Origin of the sequence: Stenotrophomonas maltophilia (genome assembly GCF_023518235.1) — a bacterium.
Lineage (GTDB): Bacteria > Pseudomonadota > Gammaproteobacteria > Xanthomonadales > Xanthomonadaceae > Stenotrophomonas.
Genome location: NZ_CP090423.1, coordinates 1,716,625 through 1,732,443, shown reverse-complemented (window position 1 = coordinate 1,732,443; position 15,819 = coordinate 1,716,625). Strand labels below are relative to the sequence as shown.

At 65.9% G+C, this 15,819-nt stretch carries 17 protein-coding genes and 1 tRNA gene; 11 read left to right on the top strand and 7 right to left on the bottom strand.

Translation table 11 applies throughout. The features are described 5' to 3' along the window. Positions 1 to 21 precede the first annotated feature (21 nt). Both LZ605_RS08060 and LZ605_RS08055 read right to left on the bottom strand, forming a co-directional pair. Positions 22 to 507 (bottom strand): hypothetical protein, encoded by a 486-nt coding sequence (locus LZ605_RS08060; protein WP_111118821.1) that lies wholly within the window; start codon positions 505 to 507, stop codon positions 22 to 24. Positions 508 to 518: 11 nt separating this feature from the next. Further along, a complete protein-coding gene (locus LZ605_RS08055; RefSeq protein ID WP_249844396.1) occupies positions 519 to 1,640 on the bottom strand; it encodes a helix-turn-helix transcriptional regulator in 1,122 nt (373 codons plus the stop codon). A gap of 145 nt (positions 1,641 to 1,785) precedes the next feature. Here LZ605_RS08055 and LZ605_RS08050 point away from each other — a divergent pair, with 145 nt between their 5' ends. Next, complete coding sequence (locus LZ605_RS08050; protein WP_249844395.1) at positions 1,786 to 2,295, top strand: hypothetical protein; 510 nt, start codon at positions 1,786 to 1,788, stop codon at positions 2,293 to 2,295. A gap of 126 nt (positions 2,296 to 2,421) precedes the next feature. Here the strand turns inward: LZ605_RS08050 and LZ605_RS08045 are convergent. Next, a tRNA-Leu gene (locus tag LZ605_RS08045) sits at positions 2,422 to 2,508 on the bottom strand. Positions 2,509 to 2,639: 131 nt separating this feature from the next. Here LZ605_RS08045 and LZ605_RS08040 point away from each other — a divergent pair. The 4 genes from LZ605_RS08040 to LZ605_RS08025 all read left to right on the top strand — a co-directional run bounded on the left by LZ605_RS08040 (position 2,640) and on the right by LZ605_RS08025 (position 6,722). Continuing rightward, the gene (locus LZ605_RS08040; protein ID WP_107233088.1) at positions 2,640 to 3,074 is read left to right on the top strand and encodes a BLUF domain-containing protein; all 435 of its coding nucleotides are present in this window, start codon (positions 2,640 to 2,642) and stop codon (positions 3,072 to 3,074) included. A 143-nt stretch (positions 3,075 to 3,217) separates the two neighbouring features. Continuing rightward, the gene (locus tag LZ605_RS08035; protein ID WP_249844394.1) at positions 3,218 to 4,504 is read left to right on the top strand and encodes a nucleotide sugar dehydrogenase; all 1,287 of its coding nucleotides are present in this window, start codon (positions 3,218 to 3,220) and stop codon (positions 4,502 to 4,504) included. 55 nt (positions 4,505 to 4,559) lie between these two features. Continuing rightward, positions 4,560 to 6,182 (top strand): FMN-binding glutamate synthase family protein, encoded by a 1,623-nt coding sequence (locus LZ605_RS08030; protein ID WP_249844393.1) that lies wholly within the window; start codon positions 4,560 to 4,562, stop codon positions 6,180 to 6,182. Between the two features lie 78 nt (positions 6,183 to 6,260). Continuing rightward, positions 6,261 to 6,722, top strand: a complete 462-nt coding sequence (locus LZ605_RS08025) for a GNAT family N-acetyltransferase (RefSeq protein WP_249844392.1) — start codon at positions 6,261 to 6,263, stop codon at positions 6,720 to 6,722. 101 nt (positions 6,723 to 6,823) lie between these two features. On the opposite strand, the gene LZ605_RS08020 is transcribed toward LZ605_RS08025, so the two are convergent. Then, positions 6,824 to 8,071: a TIGR03862 family flavoprotein gene (locus LZ605_RS08020; RefSeq protein ID WP_249844391.1), complete on the bottom strand. Its 1,248-nt coding sequence runs from the start codon at positions 8,069 to 8,071 to the stop codon at positions 6,824 to 6,826. Next, the gene (locus tag LZ605_RS08015; RefSeq protein WP_249844390.1) at positions 8,058 to 8,492 is read right to left on the bottom strand and encodes an FKBP-type peptidyl-prolyl cis-trans isomerase; all 435 of its coding nucleotides are present in this window, start codon (positions 8,490 to 8,492) and stop codon (positions 8,058 to 8,060) included. The genes LZ605_RS08020 and LZ605_RS08015 overlap by 14 nt, the downstream gene beginning before the upstream one ends. Positions 8,493 to 8,562: 70 nt before the next feature. Here LZ605_RS08015 and LZ605_RS08010 point away from each other — a divergent pair, with 70 nt between their 5' ends. The 4 genes from LZ605_RS08010 to LZ605_RS07995 all read left to right on the top strand — a co-directional run bounded on the left by LZ605_RS08010 (position 8,563) and on the right by LZ605_RS07995 (position 11,547). Then, positions 8,563 to 8,928 carry a DUF6164 family protein gene (locus LZ605_RS08010; protein WP_249844389.1) on the top strand — a complete coding sequence of 122 codons (366 nt, stop codon included), beginning with the start codon at positions 8,563 to 8,565 and terminating at the stop codon, positions 8,926 to 8,928. Between the two features lie 94 nt (positions 8,929 to 9,022). Then, complete coding sequence (locus LZ605_RS08005) at positions 9,023 to 9,790, top strand: sulfurtransferase (protein ID WP_249844388.1); 768 nt, start codon at positions 9,023 to 9,025, stop codon at positions 9,788 to 9,790. Positions 9,791 to 9,982: 192 nt separating this feature from the next. Then, positions 9,983 to 10,978 (top strand): LLM class flavin-dependent oxidoreductase, encoded by a 996-nt coding sequence (locus tag LZ605_RS08000; protein WP_249844884.1) that lies wholly within the window; start codon positions 9,983 to 9,985, stop codon positions 10,976 to 10,978. 68 nt (positions 10,979 to 11,046) lie between these two features. Further along, positions 11,047 to 11,547, top strand: coding sequence for a pyridoxamine 5'-phosphate oxidase family protein (locus LZ605_RS07995; RefSeq protein ID WP_249844387.1), 501 nt, complete (start codon positions 11,047 to 11,049; stop codon positions 11,545 to 11,547). 89 nt (positions 11,548 to 11,636) lie between these two features. Here the strand turns inward: LZ605_RS07995 and LZ605_RS07990 are convergent, their stop codons facing one another. Together LZ605_RS07990 and LZ605_RS07985 are read right to left on the bottom strand one after the other, a co-directional pair. Continuing rightward, a complete protein-coding gene (locus tag LZ605_RS07990) occupies positions 11,637 to 12,296 on the bottom strand; it encodes an exopolysaccharide biosynthesis protein (RefSeq protein ID WP_249844386.1) in 660 nt (219 codons plus the stop codon). Beyond that, positions 12,280 to 13,584, bottom strand: a complete 1,305-nt coding sequence (locus tag LZ605_RS07985; RefSeq protein ID WP_107233098.1) for a hemolysin family protein — start codon at positions 13,582 to 13,584, stop codon at positions 12,280 to 12,282. The genes LZ605_RS07990 and LZ605_RS07985 overlap by 17 nt, the downstream gene beginning before the upstream one ends. Positions 13,585 to 13,876: 292 nt before the next feature. Between LZ605_RS07985 and LZ605_RS07980 the strand changes: the two genes are divergently transcribed. Further along, a complete protein-coding gene (locus LZ605_RS07980) occupies positions 13,877 to 14,503 on the top strand; it encodes a DUF47 domain-containing protein (RefSeq protein WP_079221423.1) in 627 nt (208 codons plus the stop codon). Between the two features lie 13 nt (positions 14,504 to 14,516). Next, positions 14,517 to 15,638 (top strand): inorganic phosphate transporter, encoded by a 1,122-nt coding sequence (locus LZ605_RS07975; RefSeq protein ID WP_249844385.1) that lies wholly within the window; start codon positions 14,517 to 14,519, stop codon positions 15,636 to 15,638. Positions 15,639 to 15,819 lie beyond the last annotated feature (181 nt).

Here is a 15,819-nt window from a genome sequence, read left to right as displayed (position 1 = left end):
TTGGGTCGGGGAGGAGAGGCGTTAAGCCGCCTCGTCCTCAATATCCATTGCGGTCATCTTTTCCGCGACGTCGTCGGTGAAGTCCAGCACCATGTTGATCGGCTCTTCATCTGCATGGACGCGGTTCCAATGGGTCGCATCAAAGGTCAGCTGAAGAGCGTCACCAATCATCTGATCGCGGCGCTGGGTGAACGAACGATGCGCGACATGGCGCGGAGCTTCGTCGATATCAGTCCAGAAGGTGAACTGCGTGCCGTCGGGCTTGTTCGTCGTGACTGCAAGATTCGCACGATAGGGACGGCCGGTGACCTCATCCTTTCGGATCTCTTCTCGAGCGGCCTTGGACAGTTCCTCGGCCAGGAGATCGATAGGATCTTTAGGCTTGGGAAGCTGCCAGCCCATCTCGGCAGCGAACTTCGCTACGTCCTGCATGACGACAGACGAGTTGCCCGTACGCTGCTTGTAGAGCTTGATGATGTTCTGTAAGCGCTGACTCTTTGTAGACATAGAGCTACCTCCTACTGACCCAAGGGCGCGACGTCGCCCCACCCGTCGGTCGATGCGCCCGGGAGGACGATCGAACGAATTTTTACTAAGTGGCTCCGAAAACGATCGTACTTCCCAGTAGCGTGCTGTAGCTGTCCAGCTACGAGTCCGGGATGAACACCTAGGAGCGCGGAGAACCCAACAATGTCGCGTTCCGAAAACAGAGGCGACTTGCGCGCGATGAATCCGGCCAGCTTCTCGGGCGGCACCATAAATGCAGATGCCGCCAAATTCGCCGCCCGCTCCTCTTCGGCGACCGCGGCGTCCGTTCTACCGTCCATCTCAACATCGAGGGCAGGCGTGTGCTTCCCGTCGCCACGAAGGACATGCTCGAGCTCGTGGCGCAGCACGAACCAGAAGTTATCGATTCGATCGAAGCGCATGGACATGCCCACGACGGGCGCATCATCAGCCAGCCAAGTACATACGCCATCGATCTTTGCCGATGGCAGCGTCTCGACGACTACGAAACGAATACCCGCTTCCGCAAGGATGCGAGGGACCTTGCGAGCTTCTTCGGCGGAACGCAGGAGCGGCTTGAGTCTCTCGATCGCGGCCTTCCCTGTCGTTGGTGTGTACTTCGGCACCAACATTTCAGCGGCAATTGACTTCACTCGGTGAATCCATGCGAGCTGCGCAGGCGTAGCAGTCGCTGCCACCTGAGTCCGCTTTGCGGCATGAGGCATGAACTCAATGTCGGGAACAGCTTTGACATCGAAGAATCGCGCGACTTCCGCTTCAACAGCGGCCACGTCTCGCGGATTCTCCACATTCAGCCACCCCCGTTTGATCATCTCGGAGATCGGAAGGGAGCCGAAGATCTCGGCTCGCATCGCTCGTTCGGGACTTGGCTGAAATGCGATTCGAGCCAGGGCCAAGTCATAGTCTTTCTGAAGTGCCAAAAAGCGCTCCGCCGGGACGTGGAAAAGCTCTTCCAGCCCGAGCGCCAGATCGGCGGTAATCGGCTTCTTGTCTGAAGCAATTCGTGTGATGACCGACTCGTCGACCGACAGAACGATCGCCAAGGTTCGTTTGGTCCAGCCCTTCTCTTTGAGGAGGGCGGTAACGAGCTGTCCGGGAGTACGTGGTTCCATAGATCTGAGATTCGGACAAATTGACGTTTTTGTCAAATTGCCGAAGCAGGATTTAACAATTCGAGTTTGTTGTTCTCCGAAGCGGTTCCGCCAGGTCGCCGCCGTGTTCGCAGGATCTGCGACGGCCGGTCGTATCCTTCCGGCCATGCTTCCATCGCACGGCTACCAAGGCTTTCGCGCCGCCCCGATCCCCACCGGCTGGGCCCAGCTGGGCGATACGTGGGTGTTGTGGTGGAACGGCAGTCAGATCGTCAACGTCTCGCCGGCCAAAGATGGCGGTGTGCGCGTCCGCCTCAATGCTCGGAAGATGTGGGATACCAAGGACGTGCGTGCCGCCAGCATCGCGCAGGGCAAGCGCTACGCCGAGCGCTGGTGCGCAGTCCGGCTCTACCCGGAGATGCGCCTGCGCGCGGCTGTGGCCCGGCTGCTGGACACCACGCCAGCCGAACCGCTCGAACCGCTGCCCGGCCTGCCGCCGACACCTGAGCAGCAGCAACAGGCCCGGCGCTTGGCCGACGCCACAGTCGCCGCCACCGCACGGGTCAAGGAAGCACTGGAACCGCCGAAGCCGCTGCCGGCGACAAAACCCAGGCCAAGGGACGCCCGCAAGGCCTGGGTGAGGGCAGGGCTGCAGCAGATGCAGCGGGGCGTCTGATCTACCCGCGACATCGCGACGCATGCGCTGTCCGCTGCTCGATTGGCATCATGCGCATTGAGCTGATTGCGGAGCGGCGAGAAAATTGCGGAGCGAAATTGCAGTTGTGGAATGTCTCGAAAGCCTTGGTGCCCGGAGCCGGAATCGAACCGGCATGACCTTGCGGTCGGCGGATTTTAAGTCCGATGCGTCTACCAGTTTCGCCATCCGGGCGCGCAGCGCGGCGCCGATTGTAGCCCACCTGTGGCGGGCCGGCTGGTTCGACGCGGGGCGGTGACATGCTTAACTGCCGCTCCTATTCATGTCATAGTCCCGGCCATCGTTCCCAGGGGGGGAGCCACCTCATGTCGCTGCACGCGATTGCCTACGCCAGCCAGGCCCATGCCGAACTGCGGACAACCGACCTTGACCGCTTGCTGGCCGATGCCACGGCGTTCAATCGTGTAGCCGGCGTCACCGGCGTCCTGATGTTCGACGGCCGACGGTTCCTGCAATACCTGGAAGGCCCGGAAGACGGCATCGATTCGGTGTTCCCGCGCATTGCCAATGCGCGCAGCCACGGGCAGCTGCAGCTGCTGTGCCGCGCGCCGGTGGCGCAGCGAGCATTCCCGCGCTGGTCGATGGGCACGCGCCGGATCGACCCGGATCTGCTGACACAGATCGTCAATGCGGCCTGGCCCGGATTCCTGCACGGCAGTGGTGGCTTCGAGCGCCTGCGCCAGGCCTGGACCGGCGCCGATGGCGAACTCGAGCCGGCGGCGGTCGCACTGGGTTCATGAGGCCGCCTTGGCGGCAGGGCGCTGGGGCCGTTACGCTGTAGCCTTTCTGGCCTGGGTTTCCCCGGAGTGGTGCAGCGGATGAGTGTGTTGGTCGGAGCCATGGCAACGCGCGTGTCACCCCGCTGGTTGTGCGCGGTGCTTCGATGAGCGCGCCGCTGGCGGCGTCGGTCGCTCCTCGCTTCGCAGTGATCGGCCTGGGCTATGTCGGCCTGCCGTTGGCGGTGGCCTTCGGCCGGCACTGGCCGACGCTGGGGTTCGACATCGATCCGCAGCGCATCGCCGAACTCGGCCGCGGGCAGGACCATACGCTGGAGATGGAGGCCGACGAGCTGTCCGGCGCACAGCAGCTGCAGTTCGGCAGCGATGCCGCGCAGCTGGACGCGGCCAATGTCTACATCGTCACCGTGCCCACGCCGATCGACGCCTACGAGCAACCCGACCTGGAGCCGTTGCGCTCGGCCTCGCGGCTGATCGCCAGCCACCTGCGCGCCGGTGATCTGGTCATCTACGAATCGACGGTCTACCCCGGGACCACCGAGGAAGTGTGCGTGCCGCTGCTGGAGCAGGGCTCGGGGCTCCGCTTCAACGAGGACTTCTATTGCGGCTACAGCCCGGAACGGGTCAGCCCCGGTGACCGCCAGCGGCGCCTGGCCGATATCCGCAAGATCACCTCCGGTTCGACGCCGGAGGTCGCCGCTGTCATCGATCAGCTGTACCAGCGCATCATCCCTGCCGGTACCTTTCCGGCACCGTCGATGCGGGTGGCCGAGGCGGCCAAGGTGGTCGAGAACATCCAGCGTGACGTCAACATCGCGCTGGTCAACGAGCTGGCCCTGATCTTCGACCGGCTCGGCATCGACACCCAGGACGTGCTGGACGCGGCGGGCAGCAAGTGGAACTTCCTGCCGTTCCGGCCCGGCCTGGTCGGCGGTCACTGCATCGGCGTGGATCCGTACTACCTGCTGCACAAATCGGAGAGCGTGGGCTACCACCCGGACCTGATCCACACCGCACGCCAGGTCAACAACCGTGTCGGCGCCCATGTGGCGGCGCGCGTGTTGGCGATGCTGGCAGAGCGCGGCCGTTCGCCAGCGCAGTCGCGCATCCTGGTACTGGGCGTGACGTTCAAGGAAGACTGCCCGGACCTGCGCAACAGCCGTGCGCTGGAACTGGCGCAGCGCCTGGGCGAGGCCGGGGCCGCGGTGGACGTCAGCGACCCCTGGGTGGGCCCGGCGGCGCTGGCGCAGGCCGGTGTGCAATGGCTGGCCGAACCGGTTTCCGGCCGCTATGACGCGGTGGTGCTGGCGGTGGCGCATGCCCGCTTCAAGGCCATGGATGAAGCAGCCATCCGTGGCCTGCTGGCACCGGGAGGCCTGGTCTACGATGTGAAATCGGCCTGGCCGCGCAACGTGGTTGACGGTCGGCTGTAAGCGCGCGCGACGGGCCGCGCGGTAGACTCGGTGGCAGCTGCAATCGAGGAACGCCATGCACCGGTATATCGTCTACCTGCTCGCCATCCTGATGTTTCCTGTCTGCCTGTGGTTGGCCACGTTGTGGCCGGCCTGGTACTGGGGCGTCGGCCTGACCGCCGCCATGGTGGCACTGGGAACCTGGGACCTGCTGCAGAAGCGCAGTACGCTGCGCCGCAACTATCCGGTGATGGCGCACTTCCGCTACGGGCTTGAATCGATCGGCCCGGAGATCCGCCAGTACTTCGTGCAGAGCGATCTGGAAGACGTACCCTTTTCGCGGCAGCAGCGCGCCTTGATCTATCAGCGCGCCAAGAACGAAATGGACACGGTGCCGTTCGGTACCCTGCGCAGTACCTACGCGGTGGACTACGAATGGATCAACCATTCGCTGGCGCCGACCGCCATCGCCAAGCACGACTTCCGCGTGCTGATCGGCGGCAACTGCGCCAAGCCCTATTCGGCCAGCGTGTTCAACATCTCGGCGATGAGTTTTGGCTCGTTGTCGGCCAATGCGATCCGCGCGCTGAACGAAGGCGCACGGCGCGGCGGCTTCTATCACGATACCGGCGAGGGCTCGATCTCGCCGTACCACCGCGAAATGGGCGGTGACCTGGTGTGGGAAATCGGCTCGGGCTACTTCGGTTGCCGCGATGAGAAGGGCGGCTTCAGCGAGGAGCGCTTCGTTGCCAACGCCACCCACGACCAGGTCAAGATGATCGAGATCAAGCTGTCGCAGGGCGCCAAGCCGGGCCACGGCGGCGTGCTGCCGGCGCCGAAGGTGACGGCCGAGATCTCGGTGACGCGTGGCGTTCCCATGGGCGTGGACTGCGTGTCGCCGTCGCGGCATTCGGCCTTCTCCACGCCGGTCGAACTGCTGCAGTTCGTGGCCCGCCTGCGTGAGCTGTCCGGCGGCAAGCCGGTTGGTTTCAAGCTGGCCATCGGCCATCCGTGGGAATGGTTCGGCATCGCCAAGGCCATGCACGAAACAGGACTGCTGCCCGACTTCATCGTGGTCGATGGGGCCGAGGGCGGCACGGGTGCGGCGCCGGCCGAGTTTGTCGACCATGTCGGCGTGCCGATGCACGAGGCGCTGCTGCTGGTACACAACACCCTGGTCGGCCTCGACCTGCGCGAGCGCATCCGCATCGGTGCGGCGGGCAAGATCACCAGTGCCTTCGACATCGCGCGCACCATCGCGCTGGGCGCGGACTGGTGCAATGCCGGGCGGGGCTTCATGTTCGCGCTGGGGTGCATCCAGTCGCTCAGCTGCCATACCGACAAGTGCCCGACCGGTATCGCCACCCAGGATCCGGCCCGCTGGAAACACCTGGATGCCCCGGACAAAGCCACCCGCGTGCACAGCTTCCATGAGCACACGCTGCATGCATTGAAGGAACTGTTGTGTGCGGCGGGGTTGAACGATCCGGCCGAACTGGGGCCCGAACACATCCTGCGCCGGGTATCGCCGGTGGAGATCCGTTCGCTGGCTTCGCTGTACCGCTATCTGGAGCCTGGCGAACTGCTGCACAAGGTGCCGGACCACGCGGTGTTCCATGCATTCTGGGCCGACGCACGCAGCGATTCGTTCCAGCCACCGCCGAAGATCCAGGCCCTGCGCGCCAGCAAGTCGCGATGACGTGTTGTTGCAGCGCCGAGCCCACGCTCGGCTGCCTTTCGGCAGCGTCGAGCTTGCTCGACTGTACAAGGAGACATCATGCAGTTCAGGACCGGTACCCTCGACGATGTGCCTACGCTGTGGGCGCTGCGCACGCGCTGCGTGCGTGAGACCTGCAGCAGCCACTATCCGCCGGAGGTCATCGCGCCGTGGTCGACATCGCCGCCACCGTCGCAGTACGCGCGCCTGCTGGGGCAGGGCGGTTGCGTGGTGGCCGAGGATGCGCAGGGCGTCCTGCTCGGATTCGGCGTCTTTGACTGCGACGCCAATGAAGTCGACGCGTTGTTCGTCGATCCTGGTCGTGGTGGCCAGGGCATTGGCCAGGCGCTGATGCTGCGGTTGCTGGCACTGGCCGATCGCGGGCGTGAGGTGGTGCTGTCGGCCTCGCTCAACGCAGTGCCGTTCTACCAGCGGCAGGGCTTCATCAGCGTGCGTGAGGAGAGCTACCCGCATCCCAGCGGCGTCGCGCTGGCGTCAGTGAGCATGCGCCGGCCGTGGTGACGTAGCGTCGAGCCTGCTCGACTGCTGTTGATTCAAGCCGAGCATGGGCTCGGCTCTACCGCGCGAAGCAGTCGAGCAAGCTCGACTCTACCGGGCCAGTCCTACCGCCGGGCCAGCCACTCGATCACACCGTCGGCCGCACGCAGGCCGCTGGCATAGCAGGCGGTCAACAGGTAGCCGCCGGTCGGGGCTTCCCAGTCCAGCATCTCGCCAGCGCAGAACACGCCGGGCAGGGCACGCAGCATCAGGCCTTCATCCAGCGCCTCGAGGCGCACGCCACCGGCGGTGCTGATCACCTCGGCCATCGGCCGTGGCCGCTGCAGGCGCAGTGGCAACCGCTTGAGCGTGGCGGCGACGGCAGGCAGGTCGTTGCCCGCTTCCTTGCCGAGGATCTCAAACACCAGCGCGGCCTTCACCGCATCCAGGCCCGCCTGGCGGCGCAGGTGTTCACCGAAGCTGCGGCCCTTGCGCGCGCGCGACAGGTCGGCCAGCAGCCGCGCCTCGTCACGGCCGGGTACCAGATCCAGCCACAGCATGGCGTGGCCGTCGCGGTTGATGGTTTCGCGCAGGTCGGCGGCCAGGGCATAGACCAGGCTGCCTTCAATGCCGTAGTCGCTGGCCACGCATTCGCCCTGCAGCGACTGCGGTTGGCCGGCCAGGTCGATCCAGTGCGCGACCACCGGTTTCATTGGGGCGCCGGCATTGCGCTGGGCGAAGAACGGGGTCCAGTCCACGTCGAAGCCGCAGTTGGCCGACTGCAGCGGCGCGACAGCCACGCCATGCGCCTGCAGGGGCACGACCCACGCGCCGTCACTGCCCAGCTGCGGCCAGCTGCCGCCGCCCATCGCCAGCACGGTGGCATCGGCGTGGACAAGGATCTCCTGCGCTTCGGTGGCAAAGCGCAGTGCACCGTCATCGCTCCAGCCGATCCAGCGGTGGTTGGCATGCAGGCGCACACCCTGTTCCTTCAAGCGGCGCACCCAGCCGCGCAGCAATGGTGCGGCCTTGCGGTCGACCGGGAATACGCGGCCAGAGCTGCCCACATAGGTCTCTACGCCGAAACCGGCGGCCCAGTCGCGCAGTGCCTGGGCGTCGAAGCCGTCCAGCCAGTGGCCCACGGCCGCGGCCTGCTCGCGGTAACGGCTGTCGAACAGCGGGCGCGGATCGGAATGGGTGAGGTTGAGCCCGCCCTTGCCGGCGATCAGGAACTTGCGGCCGGGAGAGCCCTTGGCCTCGTACAGATCCACGTCCAGCCCGGCCGCGCGCAGGCGCTCGGCCGCGAACAGTCCGGCCGGGCCGCCGCCAACAACGGCAACCCGGCGCGGCGGGGTGGAATTACGGTTTGACATCGAGCAGCTCGACGTCGAACACCAGTGACGAGCCAGCCGGGATCGGGCCGACGCGGCGGTCGCCATAGCCGTAGTCAGGCGGGATCATCAGCGTACGCTTGCCGCCGACCTTCATCCCGGCCACGCCTTCATCCCAGCCGCGGATGACCTGGCCGGCGCCCAGCGCGAAGGTGAACGGCTCGCCACGGCTGACCGAGCTGTCGAAGGTCTTGCCGTGCTTGTTCCCGGTGCGGTTGTCGTATATCCAGCCGGTGTAGTGCACGGTGACCTTGTTGCCGGCGACGGCTTCGGCGCCGGTGCCGGCAACGGTATCGATGCGCTCGAAGGTGGTCAGGGTGCCGCCCGGCGGAGGGCCGGCCGGTTCGCTCGAACAACCAGCGGCGGTGAGGGACAGCAGCAGGGGAAGCAGCAGGCGGCGCATCGGGCGTCTCCGGGAGGGCGCAGGGCGAGGGCGGCAAGGGTAGCGCATCGGCGCCGGGTATCATGGGCGCATGGCAAAACTCCTGCTCAATCTGCGCAATGTCGGTGACGATGAATATGCCGATGTCTGCACCCTGCTGGACCAGCACGGCATCGCCTGGTACCGCACTGAACCCAGCCCCTGGGGTATTTCCAACGGCGGCCTGTGGCTGCGCGAGGATGCCGATCATCCCCGCGCCAAGGCGCTGATGGCCGACTACCAGGCCGAACGCGGCCCGCGCATCCGCGCCGAGCGCGAGCAGGCGCTGCGCGATGGCACTGCCGAGACCTTCGGCAGCCTGCTGCGGCGACGCCCGCTGTATGTAGTGCTGGTGCTGCTGGCGATGGCGGCCGCGGCGGCGCTGGTGCTGCTGCCGTTCATGCTGCTGCGCGGGTAAGGGGTCGGATCCCTCTGCTGGGCAGAGGGCTCTGACCCCTGAATTCGTGAACGCGGAATCTGACCCCGGCGCGCTCTGGCGCTAAAATGGCAGGATGATCGCCAATACCGCCGCCTACCATTTCGCCGTCATCGACGCTCCCCAGGCCCTCTGCGACCAGCTGCTGGCGCGTGCCGAGGCGGCGGCGCTGCGCGGTACGATCCTGGTGGCGGGCGAGGGCCTGAACCTGTTTCTGGCCGGCGCGCCGGACGCGATCGAAGGGTTCTATTCGACGCTGCGCGAAGACGCGCGCTTCGCTGACCTGCGGGTCAAGACCAGCCTCAGCGAACACCAGCCGTTCGCGCGGCTGAAGGCCAAGGTGAAGGACGAGATCATCAGCTTCCGCCGCGATGACGGCCAGCCGCTGGACTATCCGCGTGCGCCGGCGGTCGATCCGGCCACCGTGCAGCGCTGGCTGCGGCAGGGCCATGACGACGCCGGCAAGCCAGTGGTGATGCTCGATACGCGCAACCTGCAGGAGATCGAGTACGGCACCTTCAAGGATGCGCTGGTGCTCCCGATCCACAAGTTCACCGACCTGCCCGAGGCGCTGGCGCCGCATCGCGAGGCGCTGAAGGGCAGCACCGTGGTCAGCTTCTGCACCGGCGGCATCCGCTGCGAGAAGGCCGCGCTGTGGATGGTCAACGACGGCATGGACAACGTGCTGCAGCTCGACGGAGGCATCCTGGGCTACTTCGAGGAAGTGGGCGGCGAAGGCTACGAGGGCCGCTGCTTCGTGTTCGACGAGCGCGTGGCACTGGATGCCGAGCTGAAGCCGATGGTCGACCAGCCGCTGGCCGAGCCGCGCCCCAGCGCGTTCTGACGCTTCTGCGGTAGAGCTGGCTGCTGGCCGGCTGCCACGGCGCCCTGCCTGCCGGCCAGCGGCCGGCACTACCGGATCAAGCGCTGCGGGCGCTGAGCCCGTCCCACGGGAATCAGCATCCCGCCACCGTCACTGGCCGTTGCGCCCGGCCGACCCCATCACAAGGGGAAACCTGTGACGGAATACCGCCTGATGATCCCGTTGTCGATCCTTGACCTGGCCCCGGTCTGCGAGGGCAGTGACACCACTGCCGCCTTTGCCAACATGCTGGAACTGGCCCAGCACGCCGACGCGCTGGGCTATCGCCGCTACTGGCTGGCCGAACACCACAACATGCCCGGCATCGCCAGTGCGGCCACCGCCGTGCTGATTGGCCACGTCGCCGGTGGTACCCGGCGCATCCGGGTTGGTGCCGGCGGCATCATGCTGCCCAACCATGCACCGCTGCAGGTGGCCGAGCAGTTCGGCACGCTGGCCTCGCTGTATCCGGACCGCATCGACCTCGGCCTGGGCCGCGCGCCGGGCACCGACCAGCCGACGGCGCGGGCCCTGCGTCGCTACTTCGACAGCGCCGACCAGTTCCCGCAGGACGTGCGCGAACTGCTGCACTACTTCGAACCGGTGCAGCCGGGCCAGGCCGTGCAGGCTGTTCCCGGTGGCGGCCTGCGCGTACCGACGTGGATTCTCGGTTCCAGTCTGTTCGGCGCGCGCATGGCCGCGTCGATGGGCCTGCCGTACGCGTTCGCCTCGCACTTTGCGCCGGATGCAATGGACGAAGCACTGGCGGTGTACCGCCGCGAGTTCCGCCCCTCGGCCACGTTGAAGCAACCGCATGCGATGCTGGCCCTGAACGTGGTGGCCAGTGACAGCGAGGCGGAGTCGCGCCGCCTGTTCACCAGCCAGCAGCAGAGTTTCGTCAACCTGCGCCGTGGCCGTCCGGGCAAGATTCCGGCACCGGTCGACGACATTGAAACCTTCTGGGAGCCGCACGAGAAGCTGGGTGTGGAACGGGCGCTGGCCTGCACCGTACTCGGCGATCCGCAGCAGGTCGCTGAGGGCATCGCCGCCTTCGTTGAACGCCACAGGCCCGACGAGCTGATGCTGACTGCCAACCTGTTTGACCACCGCGCGCGCCTGCGTTCGTTCGAACTGGCCATGCACGCCTGGCACGCCCGCCACGCGGGCTGAACAATTGCGTCACGGTCCATTGCGCTCAAAGCGCGTCTGATGGGGGCCCCACACCGATGGAGCCCCCCATGGCCGACACCCGCGCCGAACACATCGCCCAGCTGGCCGAGCTGATCCAGGACGTGGAGGTGGCGATGTTCACCACCACCGGTGTCGATGGCCGCCTCTACAGCCGGCCGCTGGCCACCCAGCAGGTCGCCTTCGACGGTGACCTGTGGTTCGTGATCACCGCCGACAGCCCGAAGGTGGCCGAGATCGCGCTCGATCCGCAGGTGAATGTGGCGTATGCCTCGCCCTCGAAAAACACCTATGTGTCGGTGGCAGGACGAGCGCGCGTGGTCGATGACCGCGCGAAGATCGAAGAGCTGTGGTCGCCGGCGATGAAGCTGTTCTTCCCTGGTGGGAAGGATGACCCCAACCTGCGCCTGATCCATGTGTGTGCCGACAGCGCCGAATACTGGGATGGCCCGGGCACGCTGCTGGGCAAGGCGCTGACGTTCGTGTTGTCGGCGGTGCAGGACGAACCAGCGGCGTTGGCCGACAACGGGTTCATTGATCTGCGTGGATGACGGACGTCCGGTGTTGGTGGTGCCGGCCGCTGGCCGGCAATCCCGGAAACGTGGCAGCCGGCCAGCGGCCGGCTCTACCGGGTGCCGGTTCAGAACCAGCGCTGGAACAGATCCACCGTGTAGCCCACCAGCTGCCCCGAACTGAAGCCGAAGAAGGTGATCGCCGCCAGCGCGGCGATCCAGTTGAACAGCATCAGCGCGCCATCACGCTCCAGCAGCGCCAGCGAGAACAGCAGCAGCTGGAAGCCGAACAGGAAGTTGGTGAATGGAATCGGCAGCGACAGCAGGATGCCCAGCAGTACCAGCAGCAGGCCGGTGAAGGCGTGCGCCGGCAGCGGTGTCAGCAGCTGCGGCAGGCGTGGCTTCAGCATCCGGTCCAGGCGCCGCAACGGCCGGTCGATGCGGTCGAGGAAGCGGTGCATGGTGCCGCGCTTCGGCCCGCGCCGGGCGATGAAGCCCGGCAGCCACGGGCGGCGCAGGCAGCACAGCATCTGCAGCCCGATCAGGATCACCAGCGGGCCGCTGAGCGCGCCGCCCATGCCCGGAATCGGAATGAACGACGGCAGGATGGCCACGAACAGGAACACGCCGAACGCGCTCTGCTGCAGGTTGCGCAGGATCTGGCCGAGCGGCATGTGCTCGGCCGGGTCGCCGGAGGCGAACATCTCCAGCAGGGCGCGGATGCCCTCGTTGCGATAGGCCGGGCGCTCGTGGCCCGTGCCCGGGTCGGCCTCAGGCGGTGAGCTCATCGGCCTGCTCGTCGGACAACGTACGCAGCAGCAGCTTGTCCACGCGCGCACCGTCCAGGTCGACGATCTCGAAGCGCCAGCCGGCCCAGTCGAAGTATTCACCGGCGTGCGGGATGCGGCCGAAATAGTGGATGCACATGCCGGCCAGCGTGTAGTAGTCGCCGTCCTCTGCATCGGGCAGGTCGTTGCTGCCGATCAGCTCGCGCAGGTCTTCGATCGGCAGCGAACCGTCCACCAGCAGCGAGCCGTCCTCGCGGGTCACCACCAGCGCGTCCTCATCGGCGTTCTCAACGGCCTGCAGGCGGCCGACCACCGCGCCCATCAGGTCGCTGATGGTCACCAGGCCCTGGATTTCGCCGTACTCATCCACCACCAGCGCCATCGACTGCTGTTCCTCGCGGAAGATCTCCAGCAGCTTCATCGCATGGGTCGATTCGGAGACATACAACGCTTCGCGCAGGGTCTGGAACAGCGCGTTGTCACCGCGTGCCATGCGGGTGGCCAACGATTTCAGCTCCAGCACACCGACCACGTCCTGGTCGTTGTCGCGATACACCGGATAGCGCGAGAACTCATGCTCGGCCATGATTTCCAGGTTCCGCTCCAGCCCGGCCTGGGTATCGAGCCAGGCGATGCGGTTGCGCGGGGTCATCAGGCTGTCGGCGGTGCGGTCGCCCAGGCGCATGACGCGGTTCATCATGTCGCGCTCATGGGCATCGATCACGCCGGCCTCGTGGCTCTCGGCCACCAGCATGCGGATTTCTTCTTCGGTCACCTGGGCGGCCTCGTCCTTGCCCAGGCCGAGAATCTTCAGTACCAGCTGGGTGGTCTTGGACAGCAGCCAGACAAACGGCAGGGCCAGCTTGGCCAGCCAGCTCATCGGCATGGCCACCAGTCCGGCGATCGCCTCCGAGCGGGTCAGCGCCAGGCGCTTGGGCACCAGTTCGCCAAAGATGAGCGTGATGAAGGTGATCAGGCTGACCGCCAGTACCGTGCCGATCTTGCCGGCATAGGCGAAACCGGGCATCAGGCCCTGGATCCAGCCGGCAAAGGCGTCGCCCAGCGCTTCACCGCCGAGATAGCCGGTCAGCACGCCGATCACGGTGATGCCGATCTGCACGGTGGACAGGAAGCTCTCCGGCTTCTCCGACAGCTCCAGTGCCTTGGCAGCGCGCTTGGAGGTGGCGGCCATCTGCTTCAGGCGGCTCTTGCGCGAGGTCATGACCGACATCTCGGACATGGCGAAGAAGCCGTTCAACAGAACAAGCGCGAAGACAATCAGGATCATTTCAAACACGGGCGTCGTCCCCGGTTGGTGGCAGGGAGGGCGGGTGCTGGCGATGGCGGCAAGCGCTCAGGAACGGGGTCCGGCGCGGCGCAGGGGGGTAAGGGTCGTCGTCCATAAGGTGCGCCCGAAGGCGCGCTGGCATCTTAGCAAAGGGGCATGGCCGGGTGGCAACCGCCTGTTCAGGTTGAGGCGGGCAGGGGCCCGGATTGGGGCAGGGATACCCGAGATGGTCATCTAGCCGTCATAATTCGCCTTGGTGCCGTCCTTCCCGCGACGGCTGACAGGTTTCTCAATGTTCTCTCTGCAGACCATTTTCGGTTCCGGCAAACAGTTCTACACCCTGCTCGATGAGGCTGCCGTCGCGGCCAATGACGCCGCCAAGGCGCTGCATTCCATGCTGCGCGAGGCCGACCGCCAGCCTGCGCTGGACGCTTTCAAGCTGGCCCGCCTGCGCGAACGCGCGGCCTCGGACAAGATCAGCCAGGCGCTGGTGGACAGCTTCATGACCCCGATCGAGCGCGAAGACATCGAAGCGCTGGGTTCGGCGCTGTACAAGATTCCCAAGCAGATCGAGAAGTTCGCCGATCGCTATTCGCTGGCCACGACCCATCTGGAGCACATCGACTTCGCGCCGCGCGCGGCGATGCTGGAGCAGGCGGCCGGCGTGGTGGTGGAAATGGTGGCCGACCTGCGCCACATGAACCTGGACCGGATGACCGCGCTGAACGAGAAGCTGCGTTCGCTGGAAAACGAGGCCGACCGCCTGATGCTCGAGCTGTACCGCGACATCTATTCCGGCCGCCTGGACAACCTGCAGATGTTCCTGTTGAAGGAATTCTTCGAGATCCTGGAAAAGGCCATCGACCGTTGCCGCGAGGCCGGCGTGGTGGCGTACCAGATCGTGTTGAAGAACAGCTGACGGACGCCGCCGCATGTTGACCCTTGTCCTGGTGGTGATCCTGGCCGCGCTCGTCTTCGAGTTCATCAACGGCTTCCACGACACCGCCAACTCCATTGCCACCGTGGTCGCGACCAAGGTGCTCTCGCCCGGCTGGGCGGTGATGCTGGCCGCCTTCATGAACCTGATCGGTGCGCTGACCGGTACGGCCGTCGCCCTGACCATCGCCTCCGGCCTGCTCAACACCAACGTGGTCGATGTCACCCCGCAGGTGATCCTGTGCGCGCTGCTGGGCGGCATCATCTGGAACCTGATCACCTGGTGGAAGGGCCTGCCGTCGTCCTCCTCGCACGCGCTGATCGGTGGCCTCTGCGGCGCCGGCCTGGCCGCCGCCCACAACAACTGGGACGCGCTGATCTGGTCCGAGCGCCTGGGCAACTGGGCGCAGAACAAGGGCCTGCTGTGGAAGGTGTTCGTGCCGATGATCACCTCGCCTATTGCCGGCTTCCTGCTGGGCATCGTGGTGATGGTGCTGCTGTGGGCGCTGATCGCCGGCCTGGCCAAGGTTGGCGGCGCCATCGGCCGTCTGGCCCGTCCGCGCATCGTCAACGCCTTCTTCGGCAAGGCGCAGATCGCCTCGGCGGCCTACATGGGCTTCGCCCACGGCCACAACGACGCGCAGAAGACCATGGGCATCATCGCCATGACCCTGATCGGCGCTGAAGCCACCGGCGCGCTGGACAACCTGCCGTCGTGGCTGGCCTTCATGCACCCGGATGCGCATGCCGGTGATGGCATCGCGATGTGGATCGTGCTGACCTGTGCGGTGGTGATGGCTGCCGGTACCGCCTCGGGTGGCTGGAAGATCATCAAAACCCTGGGCCACAAGATGGTCAAGCTGCATCCGATCCACGGCTTCGCCGCAGAGACCAGCTCGGCCACCATCCTGACCCTGGCCGCCCACTTCGGCATGCCGGTGTCGACCACGCACAGCATCTCCACTGCGATCATGGGCGTTGGCTTTGCCAAGAACCCGCGCTCGCTGAAGTTCGGCGTGATCGAGCGCATCATCTGGGCCTGGATCCTGACCATTCCCGCTGCCGGCGGCTGTGCGTACCTGATCCTGAAGCTGTTTGAAGTGTTCGGCTGGACCTGATGCCAGCAACCCTGGGGTCAGAGCCCTTTCCCTGCGGATAGGGATCTGACCCCGGAAATGAAAAAGCCCGCCGGATTCCGGCGGGCTTTTTTCATGGGAAAAACATTATTTCTGCACCCATCGTGTCGACCAAGGTCGACACCTACCAAAGCAGAACGCCGTTCGGACAGGCCGCCGGAAT